The sequence below is a fragment of the Streptomyces diversicolor genome (genome assembly GCF_057537855.1).
On the sequence record NZ_BAAJXA010000018.1, the window covers coordinates 97,956 to 116,418 of the forward strand.

The 18,463-nt window shown below is 72.8% G+C and carries 18 protein-coding genes; 16 read left to right on the forward strand and 2 right to left on the reverse strand.

The features are described from left to right. The first annotated feature begins 55 nt into the window (after nt 1-55). The 13 genes from AC27LF_RS22410 (at nt 56) to AC27LF_RS22470 (ending at nt 13,560) form a co-directional block, all read left to right on the forward strand. The gene (locus AC27LF_RS22410) at nt 56-847 is read left to right on the forward strand and encodes a TetR/AcrR family transcriptional regulator (protein WP_479662890.1); all 792 of its coding nucleotides are present in this window, start codon (nt 56-58) and stop codon (nt 845-847) included. Between the two features lie 167 nt (nt 848-1,014). Continuing rightward, nucleotides 1,015-2,181, forward strand: coding sequence for an acyl-CoA dehydrogenase family protein (locus AC27LF_RS22415; protein ID WP_479662891.1), 1,167 nt, complete (start codon nt 1,015-1,017; stop codon nt 2,179-2,181). A 28-nt stretch (nt 2,182-2,209) separates the two neighbouring features. After that, on the forward strand, nt 2,210-2,977 hold the full coding sequence (locus AC27LF_RS22420) for an SDR family oxidoreductase (protein ID WP_479662892.1): 768 nt from the start codon (nt 2,210-2,212) through the stop codon (nt 2,975-2,977). A 67-nt stretch (nt 2,978-3,044) separates the two neighbouring features. After that, complete coding sequence (locus AC27LF_RS22425) at nt 3,045-3,812, forward strand: FadR/GntR family transcriptional regulator (RefSeq protein ID WP_479662893.1); 768 nt, start codon at nt 3,045-3,047, stop codon at nt 3,810-3,812. Nucleotides 3,813-3,938: 126 nt separating this feature from the next. Continuing rightward, nucleotides 3,939-4,739 (forward strand): enoyl-CoA hydratase/isomerase family protein, encoded by an 801-nt coding sequence (locus AC27LF_RS22430; protein WP_479662894.1) that lies wholly within the window; start codon nt 3,939-3,941, stop codon nt 4,737-4,739. Nucleotides 4,740-4,741: 2 nt separating this feature from the next. Next, nucleotides 4,742-5,758 (forward strand): acyl-CoA dehydrogenase family protein, encoded by a 1,017-nt coding sequence (locus AC27LF_RS22435; RefSeq protein ID WP_479662895.1) that lies wholly within the window; start codon nt 4,742-4,744, stop codon nt 5,756-5,758. Then, nucleotides 5,755-6,903, forward strand: a complete 1,149-nt coding sequence (locus AC27LF_RS22440; RefSeq protein WP_479662896.1) for an acyl-CoA dehydrogenase family protein — start codon at nt 5,755-5,757, stop codon at nt 6,901-6,903. Before AC27LF_RS22435 ends, AC27LF_RS22440 begins: the two co-directional genes overlap by 4 nt. A 13-nt stretch (nt 6,904-6,916) precedes the next feature. After that, complete coding sequence (locus AC27LF_RS22445) at nt 6,917-8,500, forward strand: FadD3 family acyl-CoA ligase (RefSeq protein ID WP_479662897.1); 1,584 nt, start codon at nt 6,917-6,919, stop codon at nt 8,498-8,500. Beyond that, nucleotides 8,500-9,684 (forward strand): CaiB/BaiF CoA transferase family protein, encoded by a 1,185-nt coding sequence (locus AC27LF_RS22450; RefSeq protein WP_479662898.1) that lies wholly within the window; start codon nt 8,500-8,502, stop codon nt 9,682-9,684. The genes AC27LF_RS22445 and AC27LF_RS22450 overlap by 1 nt, the downstream gene beginning before the upstream one ends. Beyond that, entirely contained in the window at nt 9,681-10,484 is an 804-nt protein-coding gene (locus AC27LF_RS22455; RefSeq protein ID WP_479662899.1) for an enoyl-CoA hydratase/isomerase family protein, read from the forward strand. The genes AC27LF_RS22450 and AC27LF_RS22455 overlap by 4 nt, the downstream gene beginning before the upstream one ends. Beyond that, nucleotides 10,481-11,617: a thiolase family protein gene (locus tag AC27LF_RS22460; RefSeq protein ID WP_479662900.1), complete on the forward strand. Its 1,137-nt coding sequence runs from the start codon at nt 10,481-10,483 to the stop codon at nt 11,615-11,617. The genes AC27LF_RS22455 and AC27LF_RS22460 overlap by 4 nt, the downstream gene beginning before the upstream one ends. A gap of 14 nt (nt 11,618-11,631) precedes the next feature. Then, nucleotides 11,632-12,780 carry an acyl-CoA dehydrogenase family protein gene (locus AC27LF_RS22465; RefSeq protein ID WP_479662901.1) on the forward strand — a complete coding sequence of 383 codons (1,149 nt, stop codon included), beginning with the start codon at nt 11,632-11,634 and terminating at the stop codon, nt 12,778-12,780. Nucleotides 12,781-12,783: 3 nt separating this feature from the next. Beyond that, nucleotides 12,784-13,560, forward strand: coding sequence for an SDR family NAD(P)-dependent oxidoreductase (locus tag AC27LF_RS22470; RefSeq protein ID WP_479662902.1), 777 nt, complete (start codon nt 12,784-12,786; stop codon nt 13,558-13,560). A gap of 13 nt (nt 13,561-13,573) precedes the next feature. On the opposite strand, the gene AC27LF_RS22475 is transcribed toward AC27LF_RS22470, so the two are convergent. Both AC27LF_RS22475 and AC27LF_RS22480 read right to left on the reverse strand, forming a co-directional pair. Next, nucleotides 13,574-14,827 carry an amidohydrolase family protein gene (locus AC27LF_RS22475; RefSeq protein WP_479662903.1) on the reverse strand — a complete coding sequence of 418 codons (1,254 nt, stop codon included), beginning with the start codon at nt 14,825-14,827 and terminating at the stop codon, nt 13,574-13,576. Next, the gene (locus tag AC27LF_RS22480) at nt 14,821-15,837 is read right to left on the reverse strand and encodes a CoA transferase (RefSeq protein ID WP_479662904.1); all 1,017 of its coding nucleotides are present in this window, start codon (nt 15,835-15,837) and stop codon (nt 14,821-14,823) included. The genes AC27LF_RS22475 and AC27LF_RS22480 overlap by 7 nt, the downstream gene beginning before the upstream one ends. 24 nt (nt 15,838-15,861) lie before the next feature. Here AC27LF_RS22480 and AC27LF_RS22485 point away from each other — a divergent pair, with 24 nt between their 5' ends. The 3 genes from AC27LF_RS22485 (at nt 15,862) to AC27LF_RS22495 (ending at nt 18,441) form a co-directional block, all read left to right on the forward strand. Continuing rightward, nucleotides 15,862-16,854: an enoyl-CoA hydratase/isomerase family protein gene (locus AC27LF_RS22485; protein WP_479662905.1), complete on the forward strand. Its 993-nt coding sequence runs from the start codon at nt 15,862-15,864 to the stop codon at nt 16,852-16,854. Nucleotides 16,855-16,942: 88 nt separating this feature from the next. Beyond that, nucleotides 16,943-18,256, forward strand: a complete 1,314-nt coding sequence (locus AC27LF_RS22490) for a cytochrome P450 (protein WP_479662906.1) — start codon at nt 16,943-16,945, stop codon at nt 18,254-18,256. After that, nucleotides 18,253-18,441, forward strand: a complete 189-nt coding sequence (locus AC27LF_RS22495) for a ferredoxin (RefSeq protein WP_479662907.1) — start codon at nt 18,253-18,255, stop codon at nt 18,439-18,441. Before AC27LF_RS22490 ends, AC27LF_RS22495 begins: the two co-directional genes overlap by 4 nt. Nucleotides 18,442-18,463 lie beyond the last annotated feature (22 nt).

Sequence of the window (18,463 nt, forward strand, 5' to 3'; positions counted from 1 at the left end):
TGACTCGGTAGGGGGACCGCCGCCTCTTTCCGCATATGTGGAGTACGGTTCTTCCATGAGAGTCGTCCCCGCCGAACCGGTCGAGTCCCCCGAGCCCGCGTGGCGGCAGCGCGCCGTCGAGCGTTCCACGCGTGCCGCGAAGCTGCGCGCCGAGCAGCGCGTGCAGCGCTTCCTGGACGCGGCACAGGAACTGATCGCCGACAAGGGCACCACCGACTTCACCGTGCAGGAGGTCGTGGAGCGCTCCCGCCAGTCACTGCGCAGCTTCTACCAGCACTTCGACGGCAAGCACGAACTGCTGCTCGCCCTCTTCGAGGACGCCCTGTCGAGGTCGGCCGCCGCATTGCGGGAGAAGGTCGCGCCCATGGCGGATCCACTGGAGCGGCTCAAGGTCGCGGTGGAACTGCTGTACGAGTCCTCCACGCCCCGCGCGGGGCAGCAGTCCCCCCTGTTCACCGACTTCGCGATCCAGTTGCTGGTCAGCCACCCCGATCAGGTGGCCACCGCGCATCTGCCCCTGCTCACCTTGTTCACCGAGTTGGTGGAGGGCGCGGTCGAGTCCGGCCGGGCCGTCGCGCCCCGGCCCCGCCGCACCGCCTCCCTGATCATGCAGACGGCGATGTTCACGGCCCAGGCGCCTGCTGCCCCGGTCGGGGCGCAGCCCTCCCGGATCGGCGCGCAGGACGTGTGGGAGTTCTGCCTGGGCGGTATCACCGGGGCGGGCCCGGGAACCGGTGAGACCACGGCCCGGACCGGGAAGACCCCCGCAGCCCAGAAGACGGCGGCGAAGCGGACCACCGCCAAGAAGTCCGCCCCCGCCAAGCGCGCCGCACGCGGCATGGCCTGACACCCGCCGTCCGCCGCGAAGGGTCCGCACTCGATGCGGGCCCTTTTCGCCCGCCGGGCCGGCCCGTCCGCACCAACCCGCGATCCGCACCGGGCAGTTGACGGCCCCTTTTGGTCTGACCTTTGATATGTTCCACACATCAGCAGTCGGCAGAGGGGGTCCCCGCCGTGGATTTCGAGCTGACCGAGGACCAGGAGACGATCCGCAAGGCCGTGGCCGGTCTCCTGCGCGACTTCGACGACCGGTACTGGATGGAGAAGGACCGCGACCACGCCTTCCCCGAGGAGTTCTACGCCGCCGTCGCGGGCGGCGGCTGGCTCGGCATCACCATCCCGGAGGCGTACGGCGGCCACGGCCTCGGCATCACCGAGGCCACCCTGCTGCTGGAGGAGGTGGCCCGCTCGGGGGGCGGGATGAACGCCGCCGGCGCCATCCACCTGTCGATCTTCGGCATGCACCCCGTCGTGGTCCACGGCTGCGAGGAGCTCAAGCGCCGTACGCTCCCCCGCATCGCCGACGGCGACCTGCATGTCTGCTTCGCGGTGACCGAGCCCGGCGCCGGCCTGGACACGACGAGCATCACGACGTACGCCCGCCGGGACGGCGACCACTACGTCGTCAGCGGCCGCAAGGTGTGGATCTCCAAGGCGGTGGAGTCGGAGAAGATCCTGCTGCTGACCCGCACGTCCCGGCGCGACGAGGCGGCCAGGCCGACGGACGGCATGACCCTGTTCCTCACCGACCTCGACCGTGACCACGTGGACATCCGGCCGATCCCGAAGATGGGACGCAACGCCGTCACCTCGAACGAGTTGTTCATCGACGAACTGCGCGTCCCCGTCCGGGACCGGGTCGGCGAGGAGGGCCAGGGGTTCCGCTATCTGCTCGACGGCCTCAACCCCGAACGGATGCTGATCGCCGCCGAGGCGCTGGGCATCGGCCGGGTGGCGCTGGACCGGGCGGTGGCGTACGGCCGCGACCGAGAGGTGTTCGGCCGCCCCATCGGCATGAACCAGGGCATCCAGTTCCCGCTGGCCGACTCACTCGCCCGGCTCGACGCGGCGGAGCTGGTGCTGCGCAAGGCGACCTGGCTGTACGACAACGGCCGCCCGTGCGGGCGGGCGGCGAACACCGCCAAGTACCTGTGCGCGGATGCCGGGTTCATCGCCGCCGACCGCGCCCTGCAGACCCACGGCGGGATGGGCTACTCCGAGGAGTACCCGGTGGCCCGCTTCTTCCGGGAGGCCCGGCTGACGCGGATCGCACCGGTCAGCCAGGAGATGGTCCTGAACTATCTGGGCTCCCACGCCCTGGGACTCCCGCGCAGCTACTGAATCCCTGCCTCTACGACCAGGAGCGAGCATGACCGACCGTACCGGACTGTTCGACCTCACGGGGCGCTCGGCGCTGGTCACCGGGGCCGCCGGCGGGATCGGCTCCGCGGTGGCGGGGGCGCTGGCCCGCGCCGGGGCCGCGGTGCTCGTGACCGACGTGGACGGCGACGCGGCGGCGGCCGTGGCCGGGAGGCTCACCGCCGCCGGGCTCACCGCCGGCGGCGCGGCGCTCGACGTGACGGACCGGACCGCCGCCGACCGCGCGGTGTCCCGGGCCGCCGCGCTCGCCGGCGGCGCGCTGCACATCCTCGTCAACAACGCCGGAATCACCGCGCCCGCGATGTTCGACAAGCTGGAGGAGGACTCCGTCCGGCAGTTGATCGAGATCCATGTGATGGGCGCCTTCCACTGCACCCAGGCGGCGCTGCCCCACCTGCCGACCGACGGGACCGGAAGGGTCATCAACGTCACGTCCTCCGCCGGCCTCACCGGCACCCTCGGCCAGGTGAACTACTCGGCGGCCAAGGCGGCCATCATCGGCCTCACCAAGTCGCTCGCCCGGGAACTGGCGCGCAGGCGCATCCTGGTCAACGCCCTGGCGCCGCTGGCGGCGACCCCGATGACGCAGACCATCCGCACCGACCCCAGGTTCGCGGAGCGCATGCTCGCCCGCATCCCGCTCGGCAGGTGGGCCGAACCGGATGAGGTCGCGGGGGCGTTCGTGTTCCTCGCCTCGGACGCCGCCTCCTTCGTCACCGGGCAGGTCCTGCCGGTGGACGGGGGCATGGTCATGTGACAGCTCCCGTCCCGGCTGTGTTGAATGGTCCAGCCGAAACAGGGACGCCCGACGAGAGGCCCGCACCGTGTCCAGCGCCGAACACACGCAGCCCGCGCCGCGCTTCGGGACGCTCACCGTGCCGAAGGCGTCGGACGTGCTGGCGGCCGAGGTACGGGAGCGCATCCTGTCCGGGGAGTTCAGCGAGGGCACGGCGCTGCCGCCGGAACGTCAGCTCGTGGAGCAGACGGGACTCAGCCGGGCGACGGTGCGAGAGGCGCTGCGCATCCTGGAGGTCGAACGGCTGGTCGAGATCCGGCCGGGGCGCGGCGGCGGGGCCTTCGTGCGTCGTCCGGGACGCCAGTCCCTCGCCGACACGGTGCAGTTGGTGATCCGCGGGCAGCGCATCCGGCTGGAGGCGCTGCACGAGACCCGCGAGGCGATCGAACCGGCGTGCGCGGCACTGGCGGCACGGCGCCGCACCGAGGAGGACCTGGCGGACCTGGACGCCGCTCACGCCGAACTGGCCGGGGCGGGCGAGGACGTGCCGCGGTTCCTGCGAGCCAACATCCGCTGGCACAACACCGTGGCGAGGGCCGGCGGCAATGAACTGCTCATCGGCTTCCTCGCCGCGCTCTCGGAGTCGATCCACGCCTCCACGGACCTGGCGCAGTTCATGGACGTGCGCATCCGCCGGCTCACCGCCCGCGCCCACGCGCGGATCACCGAAGCGATCCGGGCGGGCGACGCGGAGGCGGCACACCGGCGGATGAGCCGCCACGTGTGCGGCTTCGCACGGGCCGCCACCGAGGTGGACGGGCGAGAGCTGGTGGACCTGCCGGCAGCCGACGACTGACTCCTGCCCTACGGCGTGCCCGCGGTGGTCGAGCGCCGCGACACCGGATCGTCCTTCGAGAATGGAATTCTCGTATTTCGGCAAGGCCATTGACAGTATCGGTCCGACCTTCAATACCATCGCCGCATGAGCGACGTGAGCCCCGTCCTGACCGTGGCCGCCGACGGCGACGTCCGCGTCGTCACCCTGAACCGGCCCGAACGACTCAACGGTGTATCGGAGCAACTGCACCGCCGGCTGTCCGAGGTGTGGCGCGAGCTGGCGGAGGACCCCGGGGCCCGGGCGGTCGTCCTGACCGGGGCGGGACGGGCGTTCAGCGCGGGCGGCGACTTCGACCACCTGCTCCGCCACCATCACGACCCGGAGCTGCGGGAGCGCTCGATCCGCCTCGACCGGACCATCCAGACGGAGTTGATCCGCTTTCCCCTTCCCGTGGTCGCGGCCGTCAACGGACCGGCGGTCGGGCTCGGTTGCAGCCTGGCCCTCGGGTGCGACCTGGTCCTGATGGCCGAGGACGCCTACCTCGCCGACCCCCATGTGTCGGTGGGCCTGGTGGCGGGCGACGGCGGTGTGACGCTGTGGCCGCTGCTGACCAGCCTGCTGCGGGTCAAGGAGTACCTCTTCACCGGCGACCGCATCCCCGCGGCCACCGCCGTCGAACTGGGGCTGGCCAACCGCGCGGTCCCCGCCGGAAACCTGATGGACGACGCTCTCGCGCTCGCCCACCGGCTGGCCGCCCAGCCCGCGGAGGCGCTGCGGGCCACCAAGGCGGCACTGGCGGCCGTGGTGGAACAGGTGTCGCGAGGCGGCATGGAGGCCGCCCTGCTGGCCGAGCGGTCCACGATGACCAGCCCGGACCACATCCGAGTCATCAACGAACTGGCCTCCCGTGCGGACCGCCGCCCGGCCGCATCCGAGGTGGACTGAGCGTGGAGCCCGAGGAGTTCACCCTGGTCCGTGACGCGCTGCGGTCGTTCGCGGCCCGGCACCGCGTCGACCGCGCCGACGAGATCAACCCGCTGGCCCGCGCCACCGCGCAGCAGGCGCTGGACGAACTGGGCCTCGGTGAACTGCGCCTGGCCTCCCCGCCGGCCGCGACGGCGCAGGAGTGCGCGCTGCTCGCCGAGGAGCACGGCAGGCAACCGCTGACGACGTCCCTGCTCGGCACGGCTCTCCTCGCCCCGGAGCTGCTGCGCCTGCTCGAACATCCGGCCGCGGCGTCCCGCCCCACCATCGCTCTCGCCCGTGACCTGCGTTTTCCCGGTCCGCATCGGTCGCCGCTCGTCGCCTGGGACAGCGACGCGGCCGACGGCGCGCTCTGCGTCGAGCCCGACGGGACCGTGCGGCGGGCCGGCCTCGGCCCGCCGGTGCGGACCGCCGATCTGCTCCGTGGTGTGCGCGCGGTCCCGGGCGACGGCGGCGGGGAGGTCGTCGGACGGCTCGGCCCCGACGGCCGGCGGCGCTGGCAGGCGTACGCCCTGGTCGTCGTGGCCGCCGAACTGGTCGGCGCGGCGCACGCGTTCGTGGAACTGAGCACGCGGTACGCCCGCGACCGCCGCCAGTACGGACGGCCGATCGGGTCCTTCCAGGCCGTACAGCACCTGCTCGCCGACGCCCGGGTCCTGGTGGAGGTCTGCACCAGTGCGACCCGCTACGCCGCCTGGTGCCTGGACCACGAGCCGCCGGACCTCGCACTGACGGCCGCACGGGTCGCCAAGGCCGAGGTGAACACCTCGGCGGTCGAGGCGGTGTACGCGGGCATGCAGGTGTTCGGCGGCATCGCCCAGACCTGGGAGCACGTCGCCCACCTCTACCTGCGCCGGGTCCTGGTCGGGGCCCGGCTGCTGGCGACCACGGACGACCTGCTGCCGGTCCTGGCCGAGGAGTCCCGCTGTGCCGCGGCCGAGGACGCCCCGGCCCCCGCCGGACCGGAGATGACGCGATGAGTGATCAGCCGCTGGACTTCGGCGACCCCTGCGACCTGGACCGCCTGCGCCGCGACTTCCGCGCCTGGCTCGCCGGCCACCCGCTCCCCGCGCGCGGCGCCGACGAGCCGGTCCCCGTCTTCCTGCACCGCTGGCACCGCATGCTGCACTCCGGCGGCTGGGTCGGTCTCGACGTGCCGCGGGAGTACGGCGGACGCGGACTGACCGCCCTGCACCAGGTCGCGGTCAGCGACGAACTGGGGGCCCGGGGCGCGCCCGGAGTGCCCCGCATCGGCTATCTCGCACACGCGCTGCTGGAGTTCGGCTCCGAGGAACAGCGCCGGCGTCTGTTGCCGCGGATGCTCGCGGGCGACGACGTCTGGTGCCAGGGCTTCAGCGAACCGGGCGCCGGCTCGGACCTGGCCGGCTTGAGCACCCGCGCCGACCGCGGCGAAGACGGCCACTACACCGTCAACGGCCAGAAGCTGTGGACGAGTTACGCCCAGTACTCCGATCTGTGTCTGCTGCTGGCCCGCACCGGCCTCACCGCGCCCGCGCACGCCTCCATCTCGGCGTTCGTCCTGCCCCTGGACCGCCCCGGTGTGACGGTGCGCCCGCTGCGCGCGGCAAGCGGCGACGACGAGTTCTGCGAGCTGTTCCTCGATGACGTCCGCCTGACCGAGTCCGACCGCGTCGGCGCCGAAGGGGACGGCTGGGCGCTGGCCATGACCACCGTGGCGTATGAGCGCAACGCTCTCGACACCGGACACCTGTCGAAGTACGGGCTGCTGGTGGAGCGGCTGCGCCACCGCGCGCGAGAGAGCCGCGGCAGCCTTCCGGACGGGCTGCTGTCGGACATCGGCCGGTGCGTGGTCGACTACCACGTCCTGGTCGCCCACTCCCGCCGCCGCACCGCCGAGCGACTGGCCGGACGGGCCGCGGGCCCGGAGTCCTCCGTCGACAAACTGCTGATGACCCGGGCCGAGCAGCGGCTGTACGAGACGGCGCTGAAGGTGTTCCCCGAGGAGCTGTACGGGGAGGGCGGGGAGGTCTTCAAGGACTACCTGTACTCCAGGGCCGCGTCCGTGTACGGCGGCACGTCCCAGATCCAGCGGAACATCATCGCCAAGCGGCTGCTGCGCCTCACCGCCGACGACCGTGGCTGAACGGAGTCCCGTCATGCGACACGACCTGGCATTCCAGAGCATCCCGAACGTGGTCAGGGCCGCCGCGCGGCGGTTCGGTGACTCCACCGCACTCGTCGACGGGGACCGGCGCATCGGCTTTCGCGAGTTGGAGGATCACATGGTCCGGGCGGTCGCCTCGGCGCAGGCCCTGGGCATCGGCCCCGGCGACCGGGTCGGCCTGTGCGCGCCCAACTCGGTGGAGTGGATCGTGGCGGCCCTCGGCATCCAGGGAGCCGGGGGCATCGTCGTACCGCTCAACACCCGGTTCAAGGCGCGGGAACTGTCCTACGTTCTGCGCAGGTCAGGTGCCAGAGCCCTGTTCGCCGCCGCGTCCTTCCTCGGCACCGACTACACGGCCGAACTGAAACGGGCGGATGCCGGCCTGCCCGCGCTCACCACCACCGTGTCCCTGCCGGGGGCAAGCGGCGCGGCCGGCCTGACGTGGGGACAGTTCCTCGGCCTGGGCACCGCGTCCCGCGCGGCGCACAAGGCCATCGACCGGCTCACCCCGGACCAGGTCAGCGACGTGATGTTCACCTCGGGGACCACCGGCCACCCCAAGGGCGTCATGCTCACCCACGGGCAGTCCTTGCGCGCCTACGGCTGGATGTCGGCGGAGTACGGCTTCCGCGCCTCGGACAGTTTCCTGGTCATCCCGCCGTTCTTCCACTGCTTTGGCTACAAGGCGGGATGGCTCGCCGCGTTCCTGCACGGCGTGACGGTGATACCGATGGCCGTCTTCGACGCGGGACGGGCGCTGGAGCTGATCGAGCGGGAACGGGTCAGCGTCCTGCTCGGCCCGCCCACCATCTTCCACGACCTGCTCCGTCACCCCGGCCGCCGGGACCGCGACCTGTCGTCCCTGCGGGTGTCCATGACGGGCGGCTCGGCCGTCCCGGAGTCCTTGGTCCACGCCATGAAGAAGGACCTGTCCTTCGACATCGTGCTGAGCGCCTACGGGCTCACCGAGTCGGCCGCGCTGGTGACCACCACCCGCGTCGGCGACCCCGAGGAGACCGTGGCCGGCACCGCCGGGCGCCCCATCCCGGACGTCGAGGTCCGCCTCACCGACGCCTCGGGAGGAGAGGTGCCACCGGGCCGGGACGGGGAGATCCGGGTACGCGGCTACAACGTCACCCGGGGCTACTGGGAGGACCCGGAAGCCACCGCGGCGGCGATCGACGGCGACGGCTGGCTGCACACCGGCGACATCGGGCGGCTCGACGCGGCGGGCAACCTCGTGATCGTCGACCGCAAGAAGGACATGTACATCGTCGGCGGCTTCAACGCCTACCCGGCCGAGATCGAGAAGCTGCTGCTCGGCTGCGAGCACATCGCACAGGTCGCGGTCGTCGGCGTGCCCGACGCGCGCATGGGCGAGGTGGGCTGCGCCTTCGTCGTAGCCGCGCCGGGCGCCCGCCTCACCGAGGAGGACGTCGTGGGATGGGCACGGCACCACATGGCCAATTTCAAGGTGCCCCGGCACGTGCGGTTCGTCGACGCGCTGCCGCGCAACGCCGGCCTGAAGGTCCTCAAGGACGATCTGCGCGCCCGGTACCAGGACGGTGAGCGCTGATGGAGGGGCCGCTGTCCGGGGTCACCGTGGTGGCGCTGGAACAGGCCGTGTCGGCACCGATGTGCACCCGTGCCCTCGGTGACTTCGGCGCCCGCGTGATCAAGGTGGAGAACCCTCGGGGAGGAGACTTCGCACGGCACTACGACGACGTGGTGGGCGGCCTCGCGGCCCACTTCGTCTGGGTCAACCGGGGCAAGGAGTCGGTCGCGCTCGACCTCAAGTCCGGTGCCGGACTCGCCGTGCTGCACCGGCTGCTGGACCGCGCCGACGTGCTGGTCTCCAACCTCGCCCCCGGCACCACCGCGAAGCTGGGCCTGTCCCCCGCCGACCTGGAGGTCCGCCACCGGCAGGTGATCGCCGTGGAGATCGACGGGTACGGCCCCGGCGGACCCCTGTCCCACAAGCGGGCCTACGACCTGCTCGTCCAGGCCGAGTCGGGAGCGTGCGCGGTGACCGGACACCCGGGTGCGCCCGCCAAGCCGGGTCCGCCGGTGGCCGATGTGTGCAGCGGCCTGTACGCGGCGCTCTCCGTCCTCGCGCTGCTGCACAGCAAGGGGCGGGGACGGCCCGCCGCCTCGGTCGCGGTGAGCATGTTCGACACGATGACGGAGCTGATGGGCTACCCGCTCACCTACACCCGGCACTCCGGGGTCGAGCAGCAACCGCTCGGCATGGGCTCGCCCGCCGTCGCCCCGTACGGCGCCTACCGCACCGCCGACGGGCACACGGTGGTCCTCGGCACCACCAACGACCACGAGTGGCAGCGGCTGGCGAAAAACGTGCTCGGCCGGCCGGACCTCGCGGACGACGAACGGTTCGCCACGAACGCCGGACGGGTGGCGCACCGTGCCGTCCTGGACGCCGAGATCGCCGCCTGGTGCGCGCGGCACGACCTGCGCGTGGCGCAGGAACGCGCGGACGCCGCCGGGATCGGCAACTCCCGCTTCAACACGCAGGCCGACGTGCTGGCGCATCCGCATCTGACCGCCCGCGACCGCTGGCGGGAGATCGAGACCCCGGGCGGGCCGGTGCCGGCACTGCTGCCGCCCCCCGTCATCGCCGGATACGAGCCGCCGATGGGGGCGGTGCCCGCGCTGGGCGCGCACACGGACGCCGTACTCGGCGAACTCGGCATGACCCGCGCGCAGATCGGCGCGCTCCGCGAGCAGGGGGCCGTGCGATGACCGGGCTCCTCACCGATGACGCCGGCGGCGTACGGACCCTGACCCTGAACCGCCCGCACCGCAGGAACGCCCTCGACGCCGCGCTGTGGGATGCGCTGCGCGACGCCCTCGTCGAGACCGGCCGTGACCACTCGGTCCGCGTACTGGTCCTCACCGGCGCTGGAGGCGCCTTCTGCTCCGGCGCGGACATCTCCCAGGGGGTGAGCGCGGCCCACCCCCTGAACCGGATGCGGACGCTGACCGAGGTCACCCTGCTGCTGCACGAGCTGCCCGTCCCCACGATCGCCCAGGTGACCGGCGTGGCGGTGGGCGCGGGCTGGAACCTGGCCCTCGGCTGCGATCTGGTCGTCGCCACTCCCGAAGCACGGTTCTCGCAGATCTTCGCGCGGCGCGGACTGTCCCTGGACTGCGGCGGCTCCTGGCTGCTGCCGAAACTCGTCGGACTCCAGCAGGCCAAGAGGCTGGCCCTGCTGGCCGACGTGATCGACGCCGAGGAGGCACGGATGCTGAACCTGGTGGCCTGGGTCGTGGCGGCCGACAAGGTGGACGCCTTCGTGAGGGACCTCGCCGCGCGGCTGGCGGCCGGCCCTCCGGTGGCGCTGGCACAGACCAAGGCTCTGCTCAACGAGAACGCGGACCGCACGCTGCGGGACGCGCTGGCGAGTGAGGCGCGGGCGCAGTCGGTGAACTTCGCCGGCAGCGACGTCCCGGAGGCGTACGCGGCGTTCGCCGACCAGAGGGATCCACGCTTCACCGGCGGCTGGGCGGTGCCCCGGCGAACGGAGGGCGACGGCGCATGACAAGGGAAGCGGTGATCGCGGCCGCGGTCCGTACCGCCGTCGGCAAACGCGGCGGCGGGCTGGCCGGCATGCATCCGGCCGGCCTGTCCGCGGCCGTGCTCCAGGCGCTCGTCGAGCGGACGGGGCTCGATCCGGAGATCGTCGACGACGTGATCTGGGGATGCGTGTCCCAGACCGGCGACCAGTCCGGCAACATCGGCCGTTACGCGGTGCTGGCGGCGGGCTGGCCCGAGAGCGTCCCCGGGACCACGGTCAACCGGGCCTGCGGATCGAGCCAGCAGGCACTGGAGTTCGCCGTGCAGGCGGTGATGTCCGGGCAGCACGACGTGGTCGTGGCGGGCGGGGTCGAGGTGATGAGCCGGGTGCCGCTGGGTTCGGCCAAGGCGGGCGGTGTGCCGTACGGCCCCGAAGTCCTCGCCCGCTACCAGGACTTCTCCTTCAACCAGGGGATCTCCGCCGAGATGATCGCGCAGAAGTGGGGCCTGACGCGGGACCGGCTCGACGCGTACGCCGCCCGGTCGCACGAGCGGGCGGCCGCCGCGCAGGACGGCGGGGCCTTCGACGAGCAGATCGTGCCGGTGGCCGGGGTCGCGGCGGACGAGGGGATCCGCCGGGGCACCAGCGTGCAGACGCTGGCGGGCCTCAAGCCCTCCTTCCTGGACGGCGGAGTGATCCATGCCGGCAACGCCTCGCAGATCTCCGACGGCGCGGCGGCGCTCCTCGTCACCACCCCGGAGAAGGCGAGGGAGTCGGGGCTTGCACCGCTGGTGCGCCACCGGGCCGGGGCGGTGGTCGGCTCCGATCCGGTGCTGATGCTCACCGGGCCCGTCCCGGCGACCGGGAAGGTGCTTGGGCAGGCGGGGGTCCGGCTTTCGGAGGTGGGGGTCTTCGAGGTGAACGAGGCATTCGCTCCGGTCCCGCTGGCCTGGCTCGCCGAGACCGGCGCGGACCCAGAACGGCTGAACCCGCTCGGCGGGGCGATCGCGCTCGGGCATCCTCTGGGCGCCTCGGGGGCCGTCCTGATGACGCGCCTGATCCACCACATGCGTGCGCGGGGGATCCGCTACGGCCTGCAGACCATGTGCGAGGGCGGCGGCACCGCGAACGCGACGCTCGTCGAACTCATCGACTGAAAGCGGTGGTTGCCGTGCGACGGGATCTGTTCACCGCCGACCACGAGGCGTTCCGTGAGCTGGTTCGGGACGTCGTGGCGAAGGAGGTGGTGCCGCACTACGCCGCGTGGGAGGAGGCGGGGCGGCTGCCCAGGGAGTTCTTCGAACGGCTCGGGTCCCTGGGTCTGTTGGGCGTGGCGATCCCGGAGAGGTACGGCGGGGACGGGCGAAGCGACTACCGGTACAACGTCGTCCTCCAGGAGGAGGCGGCCCGCGGCCTGGTCACCCTGGGCACCGTCCGCACCCAACTCGACGTCGTGCTGCCGTACTTCCTCGCTTACGCGGACGACGAGCAGCGCGAGCGCTGGTTTCCCGGCCTGGCCTCCGGCCGGCTGCTGACGGCGATCGCGATGACCGAGCCCGGCACCGGCTCCGACCTCGCCGGGATCCGCACGACCGCCGTGCGCGACGGGGACTGCTACGTCCTGGGCGGCGCCAAGACCTTCATCACGGGCGGGCTGCTCGCCGATGTGGTGATCGTGGTGGCACGCACCTCCACCGACCCGGACGACCGCAGGGCGGGGCTCACCCTGCTGGTCGTGGAGGACGGCATGCCCGGGTTCACGCGCGGCCGGGTGCTGGACAAGGTGGGCATCAAGGCGCAGGACACCGTGGAACTGTCCTTCGACGACGTCCGGGTGCCCGTCGCCAACCGGCTCGGCGAGGAGGGCAGGGCGTTCGAGTACCTCGGGCACAACCTGCCCCAGGAGCGGATGACCGTCGCGGTCGGCTCGGTCGCCCAGGCCCGGGCCGCGCTCGACATGACGATCGCCTACGTCAAGGAACGCAGGGTGTTCGGGGCTCCGGTCGCCTCCTTCCAGAACACGAAGTTCGAACTCGCCGCCGTGGCCGCGGAGGTCGAGGCCGCGCAGACCATGCTCGACCGGGCCGTCCTGGAACTGGTCGAGGGCCGGCTGTCCGGGGCGGACGCCGCGAAGGTCAAGCTGTTCTGCACCGAGACGCAGGCGCGCGCCGTGGACCGTTGTCTTCAACTCTTCGGCGGATACGGCTACATGCTGGAGTACCCGATCGCCCGGTTGTACGCGGACGCGCGCGTCACCCGCATCTATGCCGGGACGAGTGAGGTCATGAAGGTCATCATCGCCAAGTCGCTGGGGCTGTGAGACATGTCCGTGACCGACTTCTCCCACCGGCCGGGCGTCGCCCTCGTCGCGGGCGGCACCGGCGGCATCGGAGCGGCCGTCGTCCGGCTCCTCGCGGAGCGTGGTAGCGCCGTCGCCTTCACCTATCGCTCCGACCAGGAGACGGCGACCGCCCTCGCCGACGAAGTGAGGGCGTACGGCCGCCGCGTCGACTCGCTGCGCCTTGACCTCACCGACGAGGAGGCCGCGGCGCGGGCCGTCACCGAACTCGCCACGGCGGGCGGCGGCCTGCACACCCTTGTGTACGCGGCCGGACCGCACGTACCGATGACGCATCTGAGCAAGGTGACACCCGCTCAGTACCGCGCGCAGCTCGAAGCCGACGCGGTGGCGTTCTTCAACCTCGTCCATCCCGCGCTGCCGTTGCTGCGGGAGAGCCGGGGCAATGCGGTCGCCGTGACGACGGTCGCCACCCGCCGCTTCCCGGTCCGCGACGGGCTGTCCTCGGGCACCAAGGGGGCCGTCGAGGCGGTCGCACGGGCCCTGGCCGCCGAGGAGGGCCGCTACGGAGTCCGCGTCAACTGTGTCGCTCCCGGCATGCTCACGGACGGCATCGCGGGCCGGCTCGTCAGCACCGGTGAACTCTCCCCGGAAGCCCTCGACATCACCCGGCGCAACATCCCGCTCCGCCGCTTCGGGCGGGCCGAGGACATCGCGGAGGCGGTCGGGTTCCTCGCCTCGGACCGGGCCGGGTTCATCACCGGGCAGGCGCTGGGGGTGGACGGCGGTTACAGCGTGTGAACCGCGGTCCGGGTCATGGGAAGACCGGCCGGCCGCCGACGTAGGCGGCCCGCACCACGTCGGCGGACAGCGCGTCCAGCGCCTCGTGCAGGGGCACATGCAGCAGGCACAGGTCCGCCGCCGCGCCGACCGTCAGCCTCCGGACCCGGCCGGGGCGTCGGGGCGAGCCCAGGAAGAGCCGCAGGGCCGCCCGCGGCGTGACGCCCTCCCCGTCGTGGCGGGCCACGGCGGCCCGCATGGCCGCCCAGGGGTCATGGGTGCCGTACGGCGCGTCGGTTCCGGCGGCCACGGGGACGCCCGCCTCGTCCAGGCTCCGGCAGCGGTAGAGGTGCGGGCGGTCGTCGGCGTGGACGTCGGTGGCATATGTGTCGCCCCGCTCGACCGGGAAGTGCGGCTGGGTGACCACCGTCACGCCGAGTCGCCGCAGCCACCCGACGGTCTGCGCCGGGATCACGGACCCGTGCTCGATCCTGTCCCCCTCGACCGGGCCCGCCTCCCGAAGTGCGAGCAGCGTCACGATCAGCTGTACCCGGGTGACGCAGTGCACGGCGACCGGACGGGGCCGTATGCCGGCCACCGTGGCGGCCAGGTCCGCGGGAGTGGGCAGAACCGGATCATCGAGCATCAGTTTCACCGGCGCGTCGACGCCCATGACGACGAGCCGCTGGGGCAGCACGGACAGCAGCTGCCTGAGGCCCGCGGCAGGGTGCGGGTCGGCGTTGGTGAAGCCGGTGACGCCGAGCCGCGCGGCCCGCCGTCCGAGCCCGGCCAGGTCGAGCGGCACGGGCGGCACGAAGGACCGCAGCCGCTCGTCCTCCCGCCAGAAGCATCCGTCGCCACCGCCGTTGTCCAGCCCGGCCGCCCGCAGGGCGGCGCTGTTGAGGATCCACAGGGCGCCGCCGCGGTGCTGCACCCGGACCGGCCGGTCGGGCACGATCGCGTCCAGCGCCCACCGGTCGAGGTCCCCGGCGACGCTCTCGTGGTAGCCGGTGGCCCGCACCCACTCCCCCGGCGCTCCGGCCCGCAGCGCCGCCGCCAGGCCGTCGCGTCCGGCCACGTCGGCTGGGCCGACCCGCACCGAGGACGCCTCGGCGGCCAGCGCCGCGAGGTGGATGTGGTGGTCGTGCAGGCCCGGCAGCAGCGCCCCGCCGCGCCCGTCGACGTCGGCGGGGCCCGCAAGGCGCGGTTGGACCGCGGCGATCCGGCCGCCCGTGACGCGCACGTCCACCCGGCCCCGGCCCTCGATCTCCACGTCCCTGATCAGCACGGCCGTACCTGGCCTGTCGAGAGCGATGCCGCGCAGGCCGCCATGGACACGCACAGCAGTTCGCCGCCTCCCCGGTCGACGGCGCGGGCGACGGCACGGGCGGCGTACAGGCCGGTGACGGGGTCGGCGAGCGCGTCGCCGAGGAACACCGGGGCGCCGTGGGCGTCGCGGCCGGTCAGTCCGCCGGCGACCGCGGCGTCGTCGCCGAAGGCGATGCGGTCGTCGGCGCGGCCGTACCCGGTGATGCCGACCCAGATCCGGCCGGGGCGTGCGGTCAGGAAGTCCTCGGCGCGCACCCCGAGGCGGCGCAGTGCTCTCGGCCGTGACGCCTCGATCACGATGTCGGCGTCGGCGACCGTGGCGGCCAGGGCGCCCGAGGCGAAGTCGAGCACCAGGCTCTCGTGCCCTTCGTGCAGCCAGTGGTAGAAGGCCGGCGACCCGAAGCGGGCCCCGTCGGGCCGCGTCGTGCTCTCCACCTTCGTCACGTGCGCGCCTGCCAGCCCCAGCAACCGTGCGCACAGGGGCCCCGCCCACAGCGCGGACAGGTCGACGACCCGCAGGCCGGCGAGCGTGCGCGGCCGGGGCTCCCCATGGCGCTCGACGCGTACGGGTCCGCGGTCGCCGCGGGCCGAGCCGAGCGCCGCGGCTGCGATGCCCAGCAGTTGGGCGCTGCGGGCCAGTTCGACCGCCGTGCTGCGCCACGCGGCCGTTGCCAGGTCCGCGTGGGGTGCGCCGAGGAGCGCGAGCAGGGCGGGAAGGGACGCGTGGTCGTCGGCACGTGCCAGGTTGACCGCGCTCCAGCCGTCGGCGGTCGCGACAAGGCGGCACGAGCCGCCCGCCGACCACCTGCCGGGCAGGGCGTACCCGGCGAGCCGGGCGCGCAGGAACAGCGTGGTGGGCAGGTCGACGGTGACTCCGGTCAGGCCCGAGAAGTCGTCCACGACGGCGGAGAGCGGGCCCAGGCGGGGCTCGACGGTGCTCATCCAGTCATCGAGAGCGGCATTCTTCATTGTGCGAACACCCTTCTCCCAGCGGTGAGGCAAGACTACACTCCGCTGGCCATGGAGCCGCCCTTCCTGCTGGTCGATCTGGACCGCGCAGCGCCCGCCGCGCCGGGAGGCCAGCGGGTTCGGGTCGCGCTGGCCGCCGAACCGCGTCCTGTGGAGGGGGAGTTCGACGTACTCATCACGGCCGCCCCGGACCCGCCGCGCCCTTGGGTGCCGTCCGCGGATCCGTACACCACCGCACGCCGGCTCCAGGAGACCGTCGCCCGGCTGCCCGACGCCTGTCTCGCGCTCGTCCAGGTGCTCCGCCTGGGTTCCGCTCTCGCGCCGTCCGACCGGCTGATCGTCGAATCCCTCGCCTACTCCGCCTTGCAAGCCGGCGCGGTGTTCCGGAACTGGCTGGCCTCGGCGCCCGCCCGCACTCACCGTCCCGCCGCCCGGCCCGTCCGGCTCTGTCGCGACGGCGACCGGCTCACCGTCACGCTGGAGCGGCCCTGGGTGCGCAACGCCTTCGACGCGGCCACGCGGGACGCGCTGTGCGAGGCGCTGGAGGTCGCCTCGGCGGACCCGACGATCACCCGGGTGGACCTGTACGGCAGCGGTCCCGCCTTCTGCAGCGGAGGTGACCTCGCCGAGTTCGGCACGGCGCGTGATCCGGCCGCGGCCCATCGCGTGCGGGTGCACCGCAGCCCGGCCGCGCTGCTCCAGCGGTGCGCGTCCAAGGTGACCGCCCACCTGCACGGCGCCTGTGTGGGGGCGGGCATCGAACTGGCGGCGTTCGCGGGGCGGGTGACGGCCGCGCCGGACACGGTGATCCGGCTGCCGGAGACCGGCATGGGCCTGATCCCCGGTGCGGGTGGGACGGCGAGCCTCCCGGTCCGCATCGGACGGGAGCGCACCGCGTATCTGGCCCTGACCGGTGCCTCCTTGACGGCCATGGAAGCACAGCGCTGGGGGCTGGTCGACGAGATCGACGAAGGGCCGGGCCTCGCCTGCGCCGCCCGGACCGGCGCAGCCGACTAGCAATCACGGACTTCGAGAACTAGATTCTCTCTGAAGAGAACACAATGACCGTTCCCTGTTGCCGTCGCACCATGAAGGAGGCGGGCCAGTGGCGCGCTACGACGAGCCGTCCGACGACATCGACGCGATCGACTTCTTCCGCAACGACGCACTGGTGGCGGATCCGTACCCCTACTTCGAGGCTCTGCGCGCCCGGTGCCCCGTGCACCGCGAACCCCACCACGGCGTGGTCATGGTGACCGGATACGACGAAGCGGTCGAGGTGTTCCAGGACTCCCGGACGTTCTCCGCGTGCGTGTCGGTGACCGGGCCCTTCCCCGGCTTCCCGGTACCGCTCGAAGGGGACGACGTGAGCGACCTCATCGAGCGGCACCGCGCGGAACTCCCGATGAGCGACCAGCTGCCGACACTCGACCCGCCCGTGCACACCGCGCATCGCGGGCTGCTGATGCGGCTGATCACTCCCAAGCGCCTCAAGCAGAACGGGGCGGCCGTCCGGGAGATCGCCGACCGGTTGCTGGACACCTTCCTGGCCCGCGAAGAGGGCGAGTTCATCGGCGAGTTCGCCGGACCCTTCACGCTTCTCGTCATCGCCGATCTGCTCGGCGTGCCCGAGGAGGACCGGGAGGAGTTCCTCGACCGGCTCCAGCGCCGGCCTCGGGCCGGCGGTGCGATCGGCAGCACCGGCGACGACACGCTCGCGCACTCACCACTGGAGTTCCTGTACGGGCGGTTCGCCGACTACGTCGAGGACCGGCGCCGCCAGCCCCGCGACGACGTACTGACCGGCCTGGCCACCGCCACGTTCCCCGACGGGTCCCTGCCCGAGGTCACCGACGCGGTCCGGGTGGCCGCCAACCTGTTCTCCGCCGGGCAGGAGACCACCGTCCGTCTGCTCAGCTCCGCCCTCATGGTGATCGCCGAACGCCCCGACGTCCAGGAACTGCTGCGCGGGGAACGCGACCTGATCCCCAACTTCGTCGAGGAGACGCTGCGTACGGAGAGCCCGGTCAAAGGCGACTTCCGCCTCTCCCGTGTCCCCACCACGGTCGGCGGCGTCGCCGTCCCGGCCGGCACCACGCTCATGGTGGTCAACGGAGCGGCCAACCGTGACCCGCGTCGCTTCGAGAACCCCGCCGTCTTCGACCCCGCCCGCCCGAACGCCCGGCACCACATCTCCTTCGGCCGCGGCATCCACACCTGTCCCGGCGCGCCGCTCGCACGGGCCGAGGCACGCGTGGCCGTCGAGCGCCTGCTGGACCGCACGACGGACATCAGGATCTCCGAGCGCGTGCACGGCCCCGCGGACGCGCGCCGCTACCGTTACCTGCCGACGTACATGCTGCGGGGCCTGACCCGCCTCCATCTGGAGTTCACCCGGGCCGGCGGGAGCACACGGTGAGGGCCGCCGTCGACGAGGACCGCTGCCGCGGACACGGCGTCTGCTCCACGGTGTGTCCCGAGGTCTTCGACCTGAGCGACGACGGGTACGCCATCGTCCTGCTCCCGAACGTCCCACCGGAGTACGAGTCGGCGGCGCGCACCGCGGCGGCGAGCTGCCCGGAGCGCGCCGCCGCGGTGGACTGAGACGGCCCGCACGCGCCGACCG